At 68.2% G+C, this 18,515-nt stretch carries 17 protein-coding genes; 11 read left to right on the forward strand and 6 right to left on the reverse strand.

Going from position 1 to position 18,515, the window contains the following annotated elements; translation table 11 throughout:
• Positions 1-12 precede the first annotated feature (12 nt).
• The 3 genes from VGU65_RS10695 to VGU65_RS10705 form a co-directional block, all read right to left on the reverse strand.
• Positions 13-414 carry a hypothetical protein gene (locus VGU65_RS10695; protein ID WP_327475535.1) on the reverse strand — a complete coding sequence of 134 codons (402 nt, stop codon included), beginning with the start codon at positions 412-414 and terminating at the stop codon, positions 13-15.
• A gap of 85 nt (positions 415-499) precedes the next feature.
• Positions 500-1,867 (reverse strand): permease prefix domain 1-containing protein, encoded by a 1,368-nt coding sequence (locus VGU65_RS10700; protein WP_327475537.1) that lies wholly within the window; start codon positions 1,865-1,867, stop codon positions 500-502.
• A gap of 3 nt (positions 1,868-1,870) precedes the next feature.
• On the reverse strand, positions 1,871-2,257 hold the full coding sequence (locus VGU65_RS10705) for a PadR family transcriptional regulator (RefSeq protein ID WP_327475539.1): 387 nt from the start codon (positions 2,255-2,257) through the stop codon (positions 1,871-1,873).
• A gap of 475 nt (positions 2,258-2,732) precedes the next feature.
• Here VGU65_RS10705 and VGU65_RS10710 point away from each other — a divergent pair, with 475 nt between their 5' ends.
• The 4 genes from VGU65_RS10710 (at position 2,733) to VGU65_RS10725 (ending at position 7,426) form a co-directional block, all read left to right on the forward strand.
• Positions 2,733-3,533 carry a phosphatase PAP2 family protein gene (locus tag VGU65_RS10710; RefSeq protein ID WP_327475541.1) on the forward strand — a complete coding sequence of 267 codons (801 nt, stop codon included), beginning with the start codon at positions 2,733-2,735 and terminating at the stop codon, positions 3,531-3,533.
• Between the two features lie 153 nt (positions 3,534-3,686).
• Positions 3,687-4,232: a peroxiredoxin gene (locus VGU65_RS10715; RefSeq protein ID WP_327475543.1), complete on the forward strand. Its 546-nt coding sequence runs from the start codon at positions 3,687-3,689 to the stop codon at positions 4,230-4,232.
• A gap of 212 nt (positions 4,233-4,444) precedes the next feature.
• Positions 4,445-5,254, forward strand: coding sequence for a TIGR04325 family methyltransferase (locus tag VGU65_RS10720; protein ID WP_327475545.1), 810 nt, complete (start codon positions 4,445-4,447; stop codon positions 5,252-5,254).
• Between the two features lie 228 nt (positions 5,255-5,482).
• Entirely contained in the window at positions 5,483-7,426 is a 1,944-nt protein-coding gene (locus tag VGU65_RS10725; RefSeq protein WP_327475547.1) for a CocE/NonD family hydrolase, read from the forward strand.
• Positions 7,427-7,686: 260 nt separating this feature from the next.
• Here the strand turns inward: VGU65_RS10725 and VGU65_RS10730 are convergent, their stop codons facing one another.
• From VGU65_RS10730 to VGU65_RS10740, 3 genes are all read right to left on the reverse strand, one after another.
• Complete coding sequence (locus VGU65_RS10730) at positions 7,687-8,241, reverse strand: YdeI/OmpD-associated family protein (protein WP_327475549.1); 555 nt, start codon at positions 8,239-8,241, stop codon at positions 7,687-7,689.
• A gap of 19 nt (positions 8,242-8,260) precedes the next feature.
• Complete coding sequence (locus tag VGU65_RS10735) at positions 8,261-9,565, reverse strand: M24 family metallopeptidase (protein ID WP_327475551.1); 1,305 nt, start codon at positions 9,563-9,565, stop codon at positions 8,261-8,263.
• A gap of 100 nt (positions 9,566-9,665) precedes the next feature.
• On the reverse strand, positions 9,666-10,223 hold the full coding sequence (locus VGU65_RS10740; RefSeq protein ID WP_327475553.1) for a DUF3228 family protein: 558 nt from the start codon (positions 10,221-10,223) through the stop codon (positions 9,666-9,668).
• A gap of 148 nt (positions 10,224-10,371) precedes the next feature.
• Here VGU65_RS10740 and VGU65_RS10745 point away from each other — a divergent pair, with 148 nt between their 5' ends.
• From VGU65_RS10745 to VGU65_RS10775, 7 genes are all read left to right on the forward strand, one after another.
• Positions 10,372-11,871: a catalase gene (locus VGU65_RS10745; protein ID WP_327475555.1), complete on the forward strand. Its 1,500-nt coding sequence runs from the start codon at positions 10,372-10,374 to the stop codon at positions 11,869-11,871.
• A gap of 258 nt (positions 11,872-12,129) precedes the next feature.
• On the forward strand, positions 12,130-13,335 hold the full coding sequence (locus VGU65_RS10750) for an HD-GYP domain-containing protein (RefSeq protein ID WP_327475557.1): 1,206 nt from the start codon (positions 12,130-12,132) through the stop codon (positions 13,333-13,335).
• Positions 13,336-13,511: 176 nt separating this feature from the next.
• On the forward strand, positions 13,512-14,552 hold the full coding sequence (gene pyrC / locus VGU65_RS10755; protein WP_327475559.1) for a dihydroorotase: 1,041 nt from the start codon (positions 13,512-13,514) through the stop codon (positions 14,550-14,552).
• Between the two features lie 167 nt (positions 14,553-14,719).
• Complete coding sequence (locus VGU65_RS10760; RefSeq protein ID WP_327475561.1) at positions 14,720-15,475, forward strand: M90 family metallopeptidase; 756 nt, start codon at positions 14,720-14,722, stop codon at positions 15,473-15,475.
• 403 nt (positions 15,476-15,878) lie between these two features.
• The gene (locus VGU65_RS10765; protein WP_327475563.1) at positions 15,879-16,343 is read left to right on the forward strand and encodes a hypothetical protein; all 465 of its coding nucleotides are present in this window, start codon (positions 15,879-15,881) and stop codon (positions 16,341-16,343) included.
• A gap of 381 nt (positions 16,344-16,724) precedes the next feature.
• Positions 16,725-16,907, forward strand: a complete 183-nt coding sequence (locus VGU65_RS10770) for a hypothetical protein (protein WP_327475564.1) — start codon at positions 16,725-16,727, stop codon at positions 16,905-16,907.
• Between the two features lie 416 nt (positions 16,908-17,323).
• Complete coding sequence (locus VGU65_RS10775) at positions 17,324-18,412, forward strand: alkene reductase (RefSeq protein WP_327475566.1); 1,089 nt, start codon at positions 17,324-17,326, stop codon at positions 18,410-18,412.
• Positions 18,413-18,515: the final 103 nt, after the last annotated feature.

Below are 18,515 nucleotides of genomic sequence, written 5' to 3' on the forward strand. Positions count from 1 at the left end.
CGGCCGTAGGCGTCATTTCGCCTGCAAGCTGGACATGACGCGCTGCGCGTCCGCATGGGCGTCGGCCACCGTCGCGGCCCTGGTTCCGTGCTCGGCCTGTTCGAGCGCCTCGCGCAGGCGGGTCACGGTGGCCTGGTCGCCCTTGGCATCGACGATCGCCCCCTGACCCATGCCCTTGCACGGGTTCTCTTCCTGCGCGTCGTAGCCCTCGCCGGAAGGGCCGGCCAGGCAATTGATGACGTGATGCAGGTGCGCGTGCGCCATCTTCAGATCGGCGGCGCCGAGCGCCATGCCGGCATGCGCGCTGGCCGTTGCGACCTGCTTGACCACGGCATCACTTTTCGCCTGGGTGGCGACCGGCAGCGCGGCCGCCAGCAGGAACACGGGTATCCATCGAACCGACTTCATCGCCATGACACACCTCCGGGACACGCGGCGTCAGCCGCAACCGCTAAAGGATAGTCCCGCCGAGGCGAAGAGAAAGCATGCACCGACCCTTTCACACATATCGGAACAGCGGCGGAAAGAGCACAACGACCACTGCGGCCCAGCCGGCATACACGTACAGGTAGTCGGTCTGCCAGCGCTCGAGGCGGGCGAACGCCTCGCGCCTGCGCAGGAAGCGCAGGTAGAGCACCGCGGACCAGGCCAGATTGGCCAGCAGGATCACGTTCTCGCCCAGCGCGGCCACGCGGTTGGGCGTGAACCCGAATTCGCCGATGCGCGCGACGATCGCCCACAGGGCGAGCGCGTCGGCCAACAGCGCGCTGGCCAGCAGCACCACCTGCACCACGTCGAATGCGCCCGGGGGCGCCTGCGGATCGCGCGCCGAAAGCGAATACAGCAGCAGGCCCAGCACCAGTACGAGCAGCAGGTCGAAGGCGATCAACACGTTGCGCTCGATCTCGATGCCACGACCGGTCCACAGCACCGTGCCCAGGAACACCAGCAGCACCACGGTGAGGATCGGCGCGAACAGGCGCGTCAGCACCGGCGCCATGTTCTCGATCACGCTCTGCTTGGCCTCCACCAGCCACGACGCGATCAGCACGGCCCCGGCGGCGCCGCACGGCACCAGCCAGGTGGCGAACACGGGCTCGGCCTTGAGCCCGATCGCCTCGAACATCATCGCCATGAACGCGGTCAGCACGCCGCCGCCCAGGGCGATCAACACGTAGTAGATGAACAGCTCGCCGGAAAAGCGGATGAAGTCCATCCGCCCGTCGCCCTGGCGCCAGCGGCCGCCGGCGTAGGCGATGCCGACCGGCAGCCACAACGCGATCGGCAGGTGCAGCACGGTCAGCGCTTCGGTGGCGCCCTTCGCCCTGAACGGGTAGAGGTTGGCGAACATAGCCGCCGCGGCAAACGCGATCGCCAGCCCGCCGAGCGTCCGCCAGCCGAGCTTTCGCTTCCAGGCGAAATAGCCGGCCAGGAAAGGCAGCACGAACAGCCCCAGGTTGCGGGCATAGAAGCCCGCGTCGCGGTCCAGCTGCATACCGAACAGCGCCGGCAGCTTGATCGCGGCCGCTGCGGCCAGCGCAAGCCCGAAGGCGGCCAGCGCGTCCGTGCGAACTCCGGCGGGCGACGCGCCCTCCGGCGCGGCGACCACCAGCTGTTTCCACAGGCGCTCGGAGTGCTCCCGCGCGAATTCCCGCGAAAGGGCGTCCAGGTCGCCCATGCGCTTGACCGCCACCAGGAAAGCCTCGTCCGAGGCCAGTCCCGCGCCGGCCAGGCCCGCCACTTGTTCGCGCAGGTGGTCTTCAAGTTCCGCAACGTCGACGGCATGGATCGCCTGCCGCCGGCGCAGGTAGCTGCGCCATTGCTCGATCTGCGCTTCAAGCGATACGGCCTGTGCGGATGTCGGCATGGATCAGGCCCCCTGCGGCAGCGGTGCAGCGAACGCGGGATGGCCGGCCGGGTCGGCGGCGACGAGCGCATTCCATATGGCATGCAGCGTCGCGTCCACCGCCAGCCACTGGCGGCGCTCCTCGGCCAGTTGCTCCCGGCCCGGCGGCGTGATGCGGTAGTACTTGCGGCGACGACCGCTGTCGGCGGTCTCCCAGCGGGCCTGGATGTGGCCGAGCCGCTCCAGCCTGTGCAGGACGGGGTAAAGCATGCCGTCGGTCCACGCCATGTGCCCGCCGGACAGCTCGCGCACGCGCTGGATGATCGCGTAGCCGTAGCTGTCGCCCTCGGCCAGGATCGCCAGCACGATCGGGGTCGAGGAGGCGGCTACCAGATCCTTGTTGATTGCCATGGAGGGTCCGCTGCGCAGCGCGGTCGGGCTACCGCTTTACCTCGTGGCAATATACATGGAAGTGCTACGTATGCAAGTCGCGTTGGCAGTAACCCCCGGGACCCCGCGAGGCCCATCTGGAGACGCAGCTGAAACGGTCGGCATCCAGGATTCGCAACACTTCCCGCAGCGGACGCGTGGCGCCCGGAGATTCCGCATCGGGGCCGGCGGTAGTGAAGCCGTAGACACCCCGGGCCAGATCGAAGCCGCCATGCGCCACGCTCGTGCCGGTGAGTCGACGTCCATCCAGAGGCTGTTCGTACCTGCGTTTGCCCCGGCTCCGGCAGCCATCCAGGGCCGGCGCGGTGCGGTGCGGACTGGAAGGCCCGGTACCCCACAGTGGAGCCCGTTTTCACGTTCCCGATGGCAGCCTGCGGGCCGGGTGGGCCTTTGCGGGCTTAGCGCCGGAAGCAGCAACACAGCCTGAGGGAGCCTCATGAGCCAGGTAGTAGTGCACCGACTTCACCATGGGAGGGGCCTGACCGCGGCCGTGGCGAGCGGCATCGTTCTCGCCGCGATGACCGTGTATTCGGCCGCAGGCGGCGGCGGCCTCGACCGCTCCATAACTTCCGCCATCAACCTGGCGACCCGTGGCCATCGGTTGTTGGACCATTTCTTCCTGGCATTGGACGAAGGCCCGTTCCTGTCCGGTTCGATCCTGGTGGGGCTGGTCTGGTACTGCTGGTTCCAGTATCCCGGGATCCACGAGCGCGCCCAGCTGATGGTCGGCACCCTGACCGCACTGGTTTGCGGGCTGGCCAGCCGGCTGTTCCAGTTGCTGCTTCCCTCCCACCTGCGCCCCCTGCACGACCCGTTGCTGGCGTTCCAGCTGACCGCAGGCGTGGAGCCGAACAAGCTGAGCGGCTGGAGTTCGTTTCCCAGCGACCACGCCACGGTATTTGCCGGCCTCGCCTACATCCTTTATCGCAGCAATCGGAGGGCCGGCCTGATCGCGGCCGCGGCCGCCCTCCTGTTCGACTTCGCCCGCATTTACCTGGGCTACCACTACACCTCCGACATCATCGGCGGCACCGCGCTGGGCGTGCTGGGCGTGGCGCTGATGCTCAATTCGTCGGTGCTGGCCGCCGGACGCTGGGTGCTGCGCTACGAAACGACCCACCCCGGCCTGTTCTATCTTTGCGCCTTCGTGGTCACCTTCGGACTGGCCGACCTATTCATCGACATCCGCGTGATCGCCGCCGGGTTCGCGCACGACATGGGCTTCCTGAGAGGTTGACGCGCGGTACATGGTAAAGGCGCCGCGCGAGGTACGGCCGCTGCCCGGCCGCATGCCCGCGCTGGGACAAGCAGCCGCGCCGGGCCGGCTGCACCCGCCAGGACACTTTCGGCGCATGCTTTGCTTCTACCGCAAACCCTAAGGAGCCATGCCATGAAGCCTTCGACCAAGCTCGCCACGCTCGCCCTCCTCGCCACCGCCACCCTCGCCTCGCCGGCGATCGCTGCCCTTAAGGAAGGCTCGCAGGCGCCCGATTTCACCGCATCGGCCTACCTCGCCGGCCAGCCTTTCACCTTCAGGCTCGCCGATGCACTCAAGCAGGGGCCCGTCGTGGTGTACTTCTTTCCCGCCGCCCACACCTCCGGCTGCAACCTGGAAGCCCACCTCTTCTCGGTGGCCATCGACAAGTTCAAGGCGCAGCACGCCACGGTAATCGGCGTGACCGCCGGCAACACCGACCAGCTGGCCGCGTTCTCGAAGGAAACCGAGCACTGCAGCGGCAAGTTCCCGGTAGCGGCGGACCCGGGCGCGGCGATTGCCAAGCGCTACGACGCACTGCTGCCGATGCGGCCGGGCTGGTCGGACCGCACCTCCTACGTGATCGCCCCCTCGGGCAAGATCACCCACGTCTACTCGAATCTCAGCCCCAACAAGCACGTGCAGGAAACGCTCGACGCGGTGAAGGCGCTGGAGAAGTAGTACCCCCACAGGCCGCCGCAGGGAGCGCGGCAAGGCCCATGGCCTAACTTCCGGGCCGCCGCCCGCACGGGGTCGATCGGCCATCGCCGATCCAAACCCATCCGATCGGCGGCCCCATGTGGATTGCCGATGGGTTCCCCTTTCATCCGCGCCGTGGCTCGGCAATAGTAGCCACCGCAAATCCGCTGGTACGCGACGTCAAGGGAGCTGCCATGAGCCTGCGCGGCATTGCGATAGAGACCCTCAAGCTGCCTGCCCTTGCACCGCTCGCGCGGCTGCTCTACCGGCGCTTCTTCACGCGCCAGCGCAAGGGAAACCACTACCACGGCGTCTACGCCAGCTACGCGGATGCGCTGCGCGCGGTGCCTGCCTCGCTGCTCGGCAGCTACGACAACGCCGATGCGGCTGCGCGATACCGGGAGCGCACGCGGCAACTCTCCATCGGAGACTACCCGGTGCTTTACTGGGTCTCGCGCCTGCTCGACGAGGGCAACCGCAGAGTCTTCGACCTCGGCGGCCACATCGGCGTGGCTTACTACGCGTTCCAGCATTACCGGGCCTTTCCAGTGGACCTGCAGTGGACCGTGAGCGACCTGCCCACCACGATGGACGCCGGCCGCGCCTGGGCGCAGGCGCACGACCCGGCCGGGCGGCTGTCCTTCGCGGACGACAAGCAACGGGCCGACGGCCAGGATGTCCTGCTGGTACTCGGCGCGATGCAATACTTCGATTACGACTTTGCCTCCTGGCTGCGCACGCTTTCGCGGCCGCCGGCGCACCTGCTGGTCAACCTGACGCCGATGCATCCCACCCGCGACTTCCACACGCTGCAGAACATGGGATTCGCCTGCGTGCCCTACCGCATCCACGCGCGGCCGGCCTTCCTCGAGGCCATGGCCAGGCTGGGTTATCGCGTGGTCGATGCATGGCGCAACGATGACCGCAGATGCCGCATACCTTTCGCCCACGATCACGACGTGGACGGCTACAGCGGCTTCTATCTTCGCCGCGAACACGCATGAGCCCGGAGTAAGCCCGCGTCCGGACCCGGCCGTGGCCTCCGGCACTGCATCGTCCGTCGCCTTCACCATCTCGGCACTCCCCATTGAGGCCCGGCGTGCCGGCGACGTCCCCGGCGGCTCAACGAGGGCTCGGCCAGGCCTTTCGATGTCTTGCAAATTCCCGGCGGGCATTCCCATAGTCGCAATGCACCACGACAGGTGCGGTCACCCCAAGAGGATCCTCCAGCCATGAAGAAAGCCGCCCTGGCTCCAGCGCTCGTCTCGCTCGCCTGCCTCCTGTCCACCGCCGCGTTCGCCCGCCCGCCGATAGGGCAGGATGCCGCGAAGGTCACGCCCGACATGATCCAGACCGGGTCCGACATCCCGGCCGCTTGGAAGACGCCGCAGGGCGACGTCGACTACGTCAAGCGCGAGGTCATGATCCCGATGCGCGACGGTGTGAAGCTGCACACCGTGATCGCGATCCCCAAGGGCGCCCGTGGCCTGCCGATGCTGCTCGAGCGCACACCCTACAAGGCAAGCGGCTTCATGCCCGAGAACAGCCCGCACCTGGCCGATGCGGTGTGGTCGGGCAACAAGGACTGGGCCGACGGCAGCACCATCCTGGTCTGGCAGGACGTTCGCGGCAAATACGGCTCCGAAGGCGATTACGTCATGACGCGCCCGCCGATGGGGCCGCTCAACCCGAGCAAGACCGACGACACCACCGACGCCTGGGACACCATCGACTGGCTGGTGAAGAACATCAAGGAGTCCAACGGCAAGGTCGGCATGATCGGCTCATCCTACGACGGCTGGACCGTGGCCATGGCCCTGCTCCACCCGCACCCGGCGCTGAAGGTCGCGGCGCCGGAGTCGCCGATGATCGACGGCTGGATGGGCGACGACTGGTACCACTACGGCGCCTTGCGCCAGGTCAACCTGGACTACTTCACCGAGCAGACGACGGCGAAGGGCGAAGGCGAAAGCGTCCCGCGCGAGAACTACGACGACTACACCAACTTCCTTAAGGCCGGCTCGGCCGGCGCCTACGCCGAGGCCCATGGCTTCAAGCAGCTGCCCTGGTGGAACCGCTTCGCGGCGCATCCGGCCTATGACGCGTTCTGGCAACTGCAGGCGCTCGACAAGCTGCTCGTCGCCCATCCCTCCAGCGTGCCGACGATGTGGCTGCAGGGCCTGTGGGACCAGGAGGACATCTACGGCGCCGTGCATGCCTGGGAAGCGCTTGAGAAGGCCGGGCACGGCGCCAACAATCACCTGGTGATGGGCCCTTGGTGGCACAGCCAGATCAATCGCGACGGCTGGGCCATCGGGCCGCTCAAGTGGCCGGGCGACACCACGGCGCAGTTCCGCCGGCAGGTGCTGATCCCCTGGTTCCAGCACTACCTGCGCGGCACGCCGCTGCCCAAGCCGCTGCCCGAGGCGATGATCTACAACCCGGTCGCGCAGCGCTGGGACAGCTTCTCCGATTGGAAGCCGGCCAGCGAACAGCGGCTCACCCCGCTCTACCTGCAGGCAGACATGGCCCTGGGCTTCCAGGCGCCGGCCGGCGGGAGCGACAGTTACGTCTCCGACCCGGCCAAGCCCGTGCCCTTCCTGCCGCGCCCGATCCCGCAGAAGAACGACCGCTGGCGCACCTGGCTGGTGCAGGACCAGCGCTTCGTGGTCGACCGGCCCGACGTACTGTCCTACGTCACGCCCGTGCTGACGACAGCCGTGACCGTCCAGGGCGCGCCGATCGCCGACCTGTTCGCCCGCACCACCGGCACCGACGGCGATTTCGTGGTCAAGCTGATCGACGTCTACCCGGGCACGTATCCGGCCGATCCGGCGATGGGCGGCTACGAGCTGCCGGTGTCGCTGGACATCTTCCGCGGCCGCTACCGCAAGAGCTTCGCCGAGCCCTCCCCCATCCCGGCCAACCAGGTACAGGAATACAGGTTCCGCCTGCCGACCGTGAACTACGCCTTCCAGCCCGGCCACCGGATCATGGTGCAGATCCAGTCCAGCCTGTTCCCGCTCTACGACCGCAACCCACAGACCTACGTGCCCAACATCCTCTTCGCCAAGCCGTCGGACTACCGCAAGGCGACGGTGACGATCGAGCATGGGGCGGACGGGCGCAGCGCCGTGCTGCTGCCGGTGGTGTCAGGAGCGGCGCACGGCGGCTGAGGGGGAGCCGATCCGCGGACGAACGTCGTCCCCGTCACCAGGGACCGGGCCCGCTCACAACGCGGGCCCTATCGAGCCTGCCCGGGATCACCGTCCCTTCTCCACTCCGCAGGAGCGCCGGCGGGACGGCAAGCCGGCTTGAAGAGCGAGCACCACGGATGGCGCCAGTACGAGTAAGTACGGGAACTTCACCAGGGACTCTGGGCGGAACGCTTCGGCCTGGCGCCGCCTGCCGCTGACGGAAGCAAGGCAGAGCGTGGCTACGCCTCGTCCGCCGACTCCGGCGCCCCAAAGGCCTTGCTGTAGTAGCCGGAAGGATCGAAGCAACAGACCCGCCGCTTGCCCGAGGCGAGCATGTCGCAGGCGTCAGCCACCCGCTTCTCGCGGGTGGCCGGTTGCCTGGCGGAAGTCATCCAGTGGATCCAGTCCACGCGCGCCAGGGTGGTCGTGCTTTCCCAGGTCGCCCACGCCCCGGGGGTGTCGTCCAGCGCCCGGCGCAGGTCCGGCGGCAGCTCCGGCTCCGGTTCCTCGGCCACCGGCGCGATCTCGAGCGCAACCGTGTCGCCGATGGCGGCACGAGCGGCTTTGCGAAGCGCCTCATCCACCTTGAGCCAGTGGCTCAGTTGGCCATCCGGCTCGAGCGTGGCGGTAAAGGCGTGACCGTTGAGCGTGCCCTCCACGCTCGTCCTTCCCCGCCGCGGCAACCTGGCGCTGGCTTCCGCGGGCAGCACCACGAACGCCCACGACGCGTCGCGCGGTTCGCCAGGGCGCAGCAGCTTGGCATCGAATCGGGAGGTGGTGGTGTTCCTGGCCATGCTGGGATCGCCCCGCAGCTCAACCGAACGGCTGCTCGATGGACGGGCTTTGCGGCGTGAACCAGCGCGCGCCGTCGGCCGCGACGTGCATGTCGTCTTCCAGCCGCACGCCGAACTCGCCGGGGATATAGATGCCGGGCTCGTCGCTGAAGGTCATGCCCGCCTCGATCCGGCGCGTGTTGCCCTGCACGAGGTAGTACCACTCGTGCATGTCCATGCCGATGCCATGGCCCAGGCGGTGCGAGAAATAGGTGTAGCCGGGGCCGTAGCCGGCGTCGGTGATCACCTTGCGCGCGGCGGCGTCCACCGACTCCATCGTGGCGCCCGGATGCGCCGCGGCCAGCGCTGCCCGCTGTGCCTTGCGCACGATGTCGAACACCCGCTTCATCTTGTCGCTGGCCCTGCCCAGGGTGAAGGTGCGGGTGAGGTCGCTCATGTAGCCTTCCACGTAGCAGCCGTCGTCCAGCATCACCGGCGTGCCTTCGCGAATCACCTGCGGTTCGCGCGAGCCGTGCGGCTGCGCGGTGAACTCGCCCACGTTGATGCTGGCATCGCCGCGCAGGCCCATGCGCGCGTAGCCCGCCTCCACCCATGCCCCGATGTGCTGCTGGGTCATGCCCGGTTCCAGCCCCTGCCAGATCGCCTTGTACAAGGCCAGAGTGGCGTTGCACGCCACCTGCATCAGGGCGAGCTCCGCGGGGCTCTTGATCGCGCGGCAGCCGGCGGTGACCGGCGTGGCCGGAACCAGCTTCGCCTGCGGCATGGCCTCGGCCAGGCCGGTAGCGCGGAAGAACGGCACCTTCTCCTCGATGCCAAGTACGCCCGCGCCGGCATGCCTCTCGCGCATCACCCGGGCGACCACCGCGTAAGGGCTTTCGTTTTCCTGCCAGGTGCGTACGTCGTGCCCGAAGCGGATCTGCTCCAGCGCGCGGCTGCGTTCGAATGCGGGCGTGACGTACACCGGATCGCCCGAGCGCGGCAACACCATGCCCATCAGGCGCTCGCTGGTCCACCAGCGCATGCCGGTGTAGTAGTCCAGCGTGGTGCCGCCGTCGAGATAGATGGCGTCCATCCCGAGCCGGCCCATCAGCTCCTGCGCCCTGGCCAGCCGGGCCCGGCGCTCATCGTCCGTGATCGGCACCACCTGCGAGGCGACCGGCTGCAGCGCGAGGATCGACGGCGGCAGCTTGATGGCGCCCGTTGCGGCGTCCTTCGCGCTGGCGGTACCGCCGAGCATCGCCGCGGGCAGTGCGGCCGCCCCCAGCGCCGTGGACTGCAGGAAGCGACGGCGGCCGGGGTTGGTCGTGTCTGGGCTGTTGTTCATGGTTCTCTCGCGATGAGCGGTGACCGCGGATCGGTCATCCGGCGGCTAGTTCTACCGGGAATCTAACCTGACTGCGCCGCCATCGAGGACGCATTCGCTCTCACCCGCGCCAGTTGGCATGCGCGCGCCAGAACTCCACGCTGCGCCGATAGGCGTCCCGATCCAGCGGCACACCCGAGCCGCCCTCCTCCACGCCAAGGGCATTGCGCATCATGGTGATCGGCGCCATCGGCGTTTCCTCCGGCTCGGCGGTGTACATGCATCCCACCACGCCCCAGTCCGCCGCGATCGGCGAGCCCTCCTTCGCCAGCTGTTCGCGGCTGTACAGGATCGGGATCAGGTAACCGGCCACCGGCGGCTCCAGCCCCTCGAACCAGCGCACCAGCACCGGCAGCTCCTCCCGCGTGCGCGCCTCGTAGTCCGAGCGCAGCAGGTGACGGTTGTCGTCGGTGATCGGCACGGCCAGGCATCGGGTGGAGGTCCAGTTGCGATGCACGTGCAGCTTGCAGAACGGCGCGTAGCCGTCGAGCACCTTAAGCGGTGCCACCTGGTTGAGATGACGCTCGAACGCCTCGGGCGTGCAGCCCTGGATGGTGTTGCGGCGAGGCTCGCGCGGGAACAGTCGTGGCAGGGCGAAGTCGGTGAGGACGATGGACATGGGCGTGATGGCAGGGGCGGACCCCACGCATTATCCGTGCAAGACGACGCCTATCGCCGCGATCGGAAAAAGCAAATGGCCTACACGCGGCCGCGTCGTCACACTGGCTACAAATCCGCGCGATGCATTGCCACTGGAGGAAACGACCATGTCCGCAGCTGGAAAGAAACCCCAAGCCGCTTCGACCACGGGCACCGGCGCCCCGGCCGTGAGCGACCGCGACGCACTGACCATCGGCCCCGACGGCCCGATCGTCCTGCACGACGTGCATTTCCTGGAGCAGATGGCGCACTTCAACCGCGAGAAGGTTCCCGAGCGCCAGCCGCACGCCAAGGGCGCCGGCGCGTTCGGCGTATTCGAGACCACCGGGGACGTATCCAGATACACCCGGGCCGCGTTGTTCCAGAAGGGCGCCCGGACCGACGTGTTGGCACGCTTCTCCACCGTGGCCGGCGAGATGGGTAGTCCCGACACCTTGCGCGACGTGCGCGGCTTCGCGCTCAAGTTCTACACCGACGAGGGCAACTACGACCTGGTCGGCAACAACACGCCGGTCTTCTTCCTGCGCGACCCGATGAAGTTCCCGCACTTCATCCGCAGCCAGAAGCGCCTTCCCGACTCCGGCCTGCGCGACAACCACATGCAATGGGACTTCTGGACGTCCAACCCGGAATCGGCGCACCAGGTCACCTACGTCATGGGCGAGCGCGGCCTGCCGCGCACCTGGCGCCACATGAACGGCTACGGCTCGCACACGTACCTGTGGATCAACGCCACCGGCGAGAAGTTCTGGGTCAAGTACCACTTCCACACCCGCCAGGGCATGGCCTTCTTCGACAACGCCCAGGCCGCCGCGATGGCCGGGCATGACGCCGACTATCACCGGCGCGACTTGTTCGAGGCGATCGCGCGCGGCGACTTTCCCGCCTGGGAGCTGTCGGTGCAGGTCATGCCCTACGCCGAGGCGAAGGACTACCGCTTCAACCCGTTCGACCTGACCAAGGTCTGGCCGCACGGCGACTACCCGCTGCTCAAGGTCGGCACGCTGACGCTCGACCGCAACCCGGAGAACTTCTTCGCGCAGATCGAGCAGGCTGCGTTTTCGCCGGGCAACACCGTGCCCGGCATCGGCCTGTCGCCGGACAAGATGCTGCTCGGCCGCGCGTTCGCCTATGCCGATGCGCAGCGCAACCGTATCGGCACGAACTTCCACCAGTTGCCGGTGAACCAGCCGAAAGTGCCGCTCAATACCTACCTGTTCGATGGCCAGATGGCCTATCACCACAGCGGCAACGCGCCGGTATACGCGCCAAACAGTGGAGGGCGCGGCTGGTCAGACCAGACCGGACCGGTGGCCGACGGCTGGGAAGCCGACGGCGCGATCGTGCGCAGCGCCTACACCCTGCATGCCGAGGACGACGACTTCGGCCAGGCCGGTACGCTGGTGCGCAAGGTGTGGAACGACGCCCAGCGCGCGCAGTTCGTGGACCAGGTCGCGGGCAGCCTGCTCGGCGGCGTGCGCAGTCCGGTGCTGGAGCGCGCCTTCGCCTACTGGAAGTACGTCGATGCAGACATCGGCCGGCGGATCGAGGACAAAGTGCGCGCAGGGCGCGCGGCGGAGCCGGCCGAGGGCATGGGCGAGGGCTGAACAGGAGGGCGCGCCCCCGCCCGCGCCCATCCGCTGTCGGGGGCGCACGCCGGATTTGATCGGGCCTGCGGCCGGGACATTCGACACCTCCGGTGGCGATCCGCCGGGTGCCCTCCGGTACGCAGACGGGTCGCACGCAACGTACGACGCGAACCGCTCAAGTCTCCCCAACCACTGCCGATACACGCTTGCCAACCCGTGCACCACGCGGGTTGCGCCGTATCCCCGTCCGGCCAGCGGTAGAGAACACGACAAGACATGGGCTCGCCACTCAAGAAGATTCCTGCCTCCCGGGCCAGGCTGGGCATGTACGTGCGCCGGATCGAGGGCAAGTGGCGGGACCATCCCTTCTGGCGCCGCTCCTTCCTGGTGGCCGATGCCGAGGCGCTGAAGCTGCTGCGCGCGCTTGGCCGGCAGGAGATCTGGATCGACACGCACAAGGGCCTGGACGAGGAGGTGCAGGCCTCGCCTGAGCCCTGCCATGACGACGCTCCGGCCCCACCCGATGCACCCTCCGAGCCGGAGGTTGCGCGCTCCGATTTCGGCGACGACATTGTCCGCGCCGAAGCCATCCGCGACCGCGCCAAGGTCGCCGCCAAGGCGTTGTTCGACGACGCCCGCATGGGTCGCGCGCTGCGCATGGAAGACCTCGCCAGCGTGATCGACGAAGTGGACAACGCGATCGCGCTGAACCCGGCGGCGATGCTCAGCGTGGTGCGCCTGAAGAACAAGGACGACTATACCTACCTGCACTCGGTCGCCGTTGCCGCGTTGATGATGGCGCTGGGCCGCCGCCTCGGATTCGAGGGCGCGGCGCTGACCGAGCTCGGGCTCGCCGGGCTGCTGCACGACATCGGCAAGGTCGGCGTCCCCGACGCGACGCTCAACAAGCCGGGGCGGCTCGATCCGCTGGAGTGGGCCTCGGTCCGGCAGCATCCGCAGATCGGGTGGGACATCCTGCGCCGCGAGTCCGCGGCCGGTCCGATGGCGCTGGACATGTGCCTGCATCATCACGAGAAGACCGACGGCAGCGGTTACCCGCACAAACTCGGCGGCGAGGCGATCAGCCGCGTCGCGCGCATGGGCGCGATCTGCGATGTGTACGACGCGATCACATCCGACCGCCCCTACAAGCGCGGCTGGCAGCCAGCCGAGGCCATCCGCCGGATGGCCGAATGGCAGGAGGGGCACTTCGACCGGGCCATCTTCCACGCCTTCGTCAAGCTGATCGGCATCTACCCCACCGGCACGCTGGTGCGGCTGGCCTCCGACCGCCTCGCCGTGGTGCTCAGCCAGAGCGGCGGCAGCTCGCTCACGCCGACCGTGCGATTGATCTGCAGCCTGCCCGATGGCGAGCCGCTGGCCCCCACGGAGATGGAGCTGGAAGACAGCGGCGACCGGATCGTCGCCATCGAAGACCCGGCCCGCTGGAACCTGCAGGTTCCGCAATTGCTGCGGGCGTGATCGCCGGGCCCGTTTTCCAGTGGTCGTCCCGTTCCGCCACCAACCCGCGATGGCTCGGCCTGCGCCTGCGCACCGGGCAACAGCAGATGCGCGCGCTTGGGCTGCAGGCACCATGCTGTGCCCGCCCATGCCGGACGCCATCGTCGAGCTGCGCCTCGCCACGCTAGACTGCACGCATGACTGCCGACCATCTCACCCTTACCCGTCCCGACGACTGGCACCTGCACCTGCGCGATGGCGCCCTGCTGGCCGCCGTGCTGCCGCATACCGCCCGATGCTTCGCGCGCGCCATCGTGATGCCGAACCTGAAGCCGCCGGTGGCCACGGTGGAGCTGGCCCGCGCCTACCGCGAGCGCATCCTGGCCGCGTTGCCCGCGGGCATGGCGTTCGAGCCGTTGATGACGCTGTACCTCACCGAAGCCACGACACCGGACGAGATCGCCCAGGCCAGCGCCAGCGGTTTCGTGCACGCGGTCAAGTACTACCCGGCCGGCGCCACCACCAACGCGGCCAGCGGCGTCACCGATCTGCGCCGCTGTTATCCGGTGTTCGAGGCGATGCAGAAGCACAAGCTGCCTTTGCTCATGCACGGCGAAGTCACCGATCCGGAAGTCGACGTATTCGACCGCGAGCCGGTGTTCGTGGAGCGTCACCTGACCACGCTGCTGCGCGATTTCCCGGCGCTGCGCATGGTGCTCGAACACATCACCACGCGCGAGGCGGCTCACTTCGTGCGCGACGCGCCGGCGCACGTCGGCGCCACCGTCACGCCGCAACACCTGTTGATGAACCGCAACGCCATCTTCGCCGGCGGCCTGCGGCCGCACAGCTACTGCCTGCCGGTCCTCAAGCGCGAAAGCCATCGCCAGGCGCTCGTCGAGGTGGCCACCAGCGGCGATCCGAGCTTCTTCCTGGGTACCGACAGCGCGCCGCATCCGCGCCACGCGAAGGAAAGCAGCTGCGGCTGCGCCGGCATCTATTCCGCGCACGCCGCCATCGAGCTTTACGCCGAAGCCTTCGAGGCCGCCGGTGCATTGGACAAACTGGAGGCATTCGCCAGCTTCCACGGCGCCGACTTCTACGGCATGCCGCGCAATACCGGCACCATCACCCTGCGCAAGCAACCATGGACCGTGCCCGAGGAACTCGATTTCGGCGGCGTGCCCGGGGTGCCGATGCGCGCGGGCGAAACCGTCGGATGGCGCTTGGAGGCCTGAAGCCGGGCCGTTGTGCAGCGCAAGGGCAACGGGAGCCTTCCTGGCGCACATTCTTCGACCACTCCGGGCCTGGCGCATTCCCGGGACTTGCGCCGCCCGTTGCGCTTCTTGAGAAAGCGCATATCGCCCAGATGCTGGGAATGCCAAGGCTTCCGCCCGCAGGGACCATGCTCGACGCCATCAGGAATTGGCGCGTGCGGCGCATCGTCGACCGCCGCCCCATCGCAGAACCGCTATGGCAGGACGCGCTGCGCCGATGTGCGCCGGCGCGCCGGCTGGGCGCATCCGACCAGGCGGCACTGCGCGTACTGGTCACGCTGTTTCTCGAGAACAAGTCGCTCGAACCGGTGCAAGGACTGGAGCTGGGCGAGGCCGACCGCGTCCTGCTCGCGGCCCACGCCTGCATACCCATCCTGAAACTGGGGCTGGACTGGTATGACGGCTGGCGCAGCGTCATCGTCTATCCGGACGCCTTCATTCCCCGCCGCACGCGCACCGACGCGGCGGGCGTAGTCCACGAGACCCGCAGCGTGATGGCCGGCGAGGCCTGGGGGCGCGGGCCGGTGATTCTGTCGTGGGCCGACGTGCTGGACGCGAGGGGGAGGCCCGGCCACAACGTGGTCATCCACGAAATGGCCCACAAGCTCGACATGCTCAACGGTGAGGCCAACGGCTTTCCGCCCCTGCACCGCGGCATGGATCGCCGCGTGTGGACGCAGGCTTTTTCCGACGCGTGGAACCGCCTGCGCGACGACCACCGCGACGGGCTGCCCCTGCCGATCGACCCCTACGGCCTGGAGAGCGAGGCGGAGTTCTTCGCGGTGGCCAGCGAGCAGTTTTTCGAGACGCCGGCCACCCTGCGCGAGCATCTGCCGCAGGTGTACCGGCAACTCGAGCTGTTCTATCGGCAACACCCCTATTGAGAGGCGCTCGATAGACAAGTCGCCCGCCTGCCGAGCCCACCCCACCCGATGGCAAGCCCGTCCCGAGTAGTACCGTATCCGTGGTGCGCATCGGCCGCCCCATGGACACGGCGACCGCTCCTTTCCATCCGGCCCGACCAGTGGCGTGCCCTCCTCCGCAGGAGGCGTTGGCCCTGCACGCAGGCGGAATCCGTTGCCCTCTCCTTCAGTCACGGGCTGGCGCTTCACTCCTCCCACACGGGCTGACGCGCACGTTTTCCGCGCTGCCGCCGCCACACCTACGAGCCGCGCCCGGGTGCCGCGCCCCTGATGGCCGGCCGGCAAGTACGAGCGATGCATATCGCCCGGAGGACGACCTCGCTGGTCCCACCGCGGGAGGCTTTCGGATATGACTGAGCATGACTTGGGCAAGCTCTCGGCCACGGCACTGCTGCTGTGTGCCGCAGTCCTCCCTTCGGCGGCACATGCCGATACCGACGCATGTTCCCTGCTTGCGCCGGCCCAGGTCGGCGCCGCCGTCGGCGTCCCGGTGTCCGAGGGAAAGCACGTCACGCCTAGCTTCGTGAAAACCTGCACCTGGACCGCGTCCGGCACCTCGGCCGTGAAGTACGTAACGCTCTACCTGCAGACCGCCGCGGCGTACGAGGGCGGCAAGCAGATGGCGGTCCGGATGGCGGCGGCGGGTGCCAAGGTCACGCCGGCCTCCGTGGGAGACGATGGCTACTACTTCGTCGCGGGCGACCAGGTCGGGCTGCTGGTCAAGAAGGGCGACGCCTCGTTCAAGGTCGCGGTGTATGCAACGCTTCCGGTCGCGAAGAAGGAGGCCATGGAACTGGCCCTGGCGCAGGAAGTCGTGGGGAAGCTCTAGCGGGCGACGAGCAGGAACGGGCGGACGAAGCCGGTCCCATCTGGATGCGGGCTTGCGTCACCTGGCCACGTTCGCGCTGTGCCGCTACCGCGGTATGGCGCACGGTCGTGGAAGACCGCGAGCCGCCCGGATCCCGCTTATGCGGGCGCGACCAGGTGGCTTGACGTACGGAAAGTTCTAGCGATCCGCGGAACCCGTACCCTAGCAAGCTTGGTGCTCATCCACGCCAGGCCCGGCCGGCCAGACGCGGATAACCCCCAGCTAACGGCTGCAAGCGCATGGTGTCGAGGCTGTCAGCCCTTCGCGCAGGCAGGAGGCTTTGTTTCCCGAGCGCGATGCCCTATCGCCATCGCCGCCCGAGTGCGGCCCAGGAGCCGTACCGTGTCGCATAAGCAACCTGCCACTTCCCTGTCCGACATCCACGACATCTACCAGGGCACACGCCCTGCCCGCTCCGCGGATCAGGCCCTTGCCTATAAACGGGTTCCCTTTTCGCCGCGCGACGAAGGGCATCCGGGCCGCACGCCGGAGCGTCCACCGATCAAGAGCAAGGTGCGCCGCTAGCCTCATGGTGGGGTGGGCCTTCGGCGCGTTTCCGTGCCGCTGCGGCCGCAGCACCTCGACCAAGTCGCCTGCATAGCAGCCGCCTCCCGAAGGGGGGCGAGCGTTCGGCTGCGCGAAAGGGCAAAGAACAAGTCGATTCCCGAAGGAATGGACTTGCTCCCCCTGATCCCTTGCCCGGGTCCGAACTCGCTCATGATCGATCCCTCGATGCGCCAGTGGCCGTCCAGTGGCGGTGTCGGTCGATGATGGCCGGCAAACCATCCTGTCGTTGCACGGCACGCGCACGTCCGGGAAGCATGCACCTGCCTGGACATCCCGGAGCACCGCATGCACGGGATGAATCCCCGTTTCGCCTCACGCTTTGAACCGGCCGTCACCACGCCTGCCGTACCGTTGCTCTTTTCGAGCAACTGCACATGACCCGAGACGACGCACCCACGCTCTACGATCCCATCCGTATCGGCGCCATCGATATGGCCAACCGCATCGTGATGGCCCCACTCACGCGCAGCCGCGCGGCCGAGGGCCTGGTGCCCCCGCCGATGGCGGCCGAATACTACGGCCAGCGCGCCACCGCCGGGCTGATCATCACCGAGGCGACCCAGGTCAGCGTGATGGCGCAGGGCTACATCGCCACGCCCGGCCTGTACACGCCGGCCCAGGTGGCCGGCTGGAAGCAGGTGACCGACGAGGTGCACCGGCGCGGCGGGCGCATCGTCGTCCAGCTGTGGCACGTCGGGCGCGTGTCCCACGTCAGCCTGCTGCCGCCGGGCGAAGTGCCGGTGGCGCCCAGCGCGATCCGTGCGAAGACCAAGACCTTCGCACCCGAGGGCTACGTCGAAGTGTCCGATCCGCGCGCGCTCGCGCTCGAGGAGATTCCCGGCATTGTCGAGGACTTCCGCCATGCCGCCCGCTGCGCGACCGAGGCGGGTTTCGACGGTGCCGAGGTACACGGCGCCAACGGCTACCTGATCGACCAGTTCCTGCGCGACGGCAGCAACAAGCGCACCGACGCCTACGACGGCAGCATCGAGAACCGCACGCGCCTGCTGGCCGAAGTGACCGAGGCGGTCGCCAGCACCATGGGCGCCGATCGCGTCGGCGTACGTCTGGCGCCGGTGACGCCCGCCAACGACATGCACGACTCCGATCCGCAGGCGTTGTTCGAGCGCGCCGTGGAACGGCTGGATGGGCTCGGCATTGCCTATGTGCATGTGATCGAAGGCGCCACCGGAGGCCCCCGAGACAACCTGCCGTTCGATTACGCCGCGCTCAAGGCGAAGTTCCGCAACGCCTGGATCGTCAACAACGGCTACGACCGCCAGATGGCCGAGGCGGCCGTGCGCGAAGGCCGCGCGGACGCGGTGGCCTTCGGCATGGCCTACATCGCCAACCCCGACCTGGTGCGCCGCCTGCGCGAACACGCGCCGCTCAACCAGGCCAATCGCGATACGCTCTACGGCGGCGGGCCCGAGGGCTACATCGATTATCCCGCGCTCGACTGAGCGGGGCCGACCATGCATGTCGGCAGGGACACGGTGGCCTAGGCCCGATCCACACGACATCGGGCACCATCGACGACCGCCCCCCAATCCGGCGCCCTCGGCC

Source organism: Frateuria sp. (assembly GCF_035943815.1).
Taxonomy (GTDB): domain Bacteria; phylum Pseudomonadota; class Gammaproteobacteria; order Xanthomonadales; family Rhodanobacteraceae; genus Frateuria_A.

What these genes read in the sequence shown, in the direction of transcription:
- VGU65_RS10695 (WP_327475535.1), bottom strand. Translation starts at nt 414, where the DNA reads ATGGCGATGAAGTCGGTTCGATGGATACCCGTGTTCCTGCTGGCGGCC.
- VGU65_RS10700 (WP_327475537.1), bottom strand. Translation starts at nt 1,867, where the DNA reads ATGCCGACATCCGCACAGGCCGTATCGCTTGAAGCGCAGATCGAGCAA.
- VGU65_RS10705 (WP_327475539.1), bottom strand. Translation starts at nt 2,257, where the DNA reads ATGGCAATCAACAAGGATCTGGTAGCCGCCTCCTCGACCCCGATCGTG.
- VGU65_RS10710 (WP_327475541.1), top strand. Translation starts at nt 2,733, where the DNA reads ATGAGCCAGGTAGTAGTGCACCGACTTCACCATGGGAGGGGCCTGACC.
- VGU65_RS10715 (WP_327475543.1), top strand. Translation starts at nt 3,687, where the DNA reads ATGAAGCCTTCGACCAAGCTCGCCACGCTCGCCCTCCTCGCCACCGCC.
- VGU65_RS10720 (WP_327475545.1), top strand. Translation starts at nt 4,445, where the DNA reads ATGAGCCTGCGCGGCATTGCGATAGAGACCCTCAAGCTGCCTGCCCTT.
- VGU65_RS10725 (WP_327475547.1), top strand. Translation starts at nt 5,483, where the DNA reads ATGAAGAAAGCCGCCCTGGCTCCAGCGCTCGTCTCGCTCGCCTGCCTC.
- VGU65_RS10730 (WP_327475549.1), bottom strand. Translation starts at nt 8,241, where the DNA reads ATGGCCAGGAACACCACCACCTCCCGATTCGATGCCAAGCTGCTGCGC.
- VGU65_RS10735 (WP_327475551.1), bottom strand. Translation starts at nt 9,565, where the DNA reads ATGAACAACAGCCCAGACACGACCAACCCCGGCCGCCGTCGCTTCCTG.
- VGU65_RS10740 (WP_327475553.1), bottom strand. Translation starts at nt 10,223, where the DNA reads ATGTCCATCGTCCTCACCGACTTCGCCCTGCCACGACTGTTCCCGCGC.
- VGU65_RS10745 (WP_327475555.1), top strand. Translation starts at nt 10,372, where the DNA reads ATGTCCGCAGCTGGAAAGAAACCCCAAGCCGCTTCGACCACGGGCACC.
- VGU65_RS10750 (WP_327475557.1), top strand. Translation starts at nt 12,130, where the DNA reads ATGGGCTCGCCACTCAAGAAGATTCCTGCCTCCCGGGCCAGGCTGGGC.
- pyrC (WP_327475559.1), top strand. Translation starts at nt 13,512, where the DNA reads ATGACTGCCGACCATCTCACCCTTACCCGTCCCGACGACTGGCACCTG.
- VGU65_RS10760 (WP_327475561.1), top strand. Translation starts at nt 14,720, where the DNA reads ATGCTCGACGCCATCAGGAATTGGCGCGTGCGGCGCATCGTCGACCGC.
- VGU65_RS10775 (WP_327475566.1), top strand. Translation starts at nt 17,324, where the DNA reads ATGACCCGAGACGACGCACCCACGCTCTACGATCCCATCCGTATCGGC.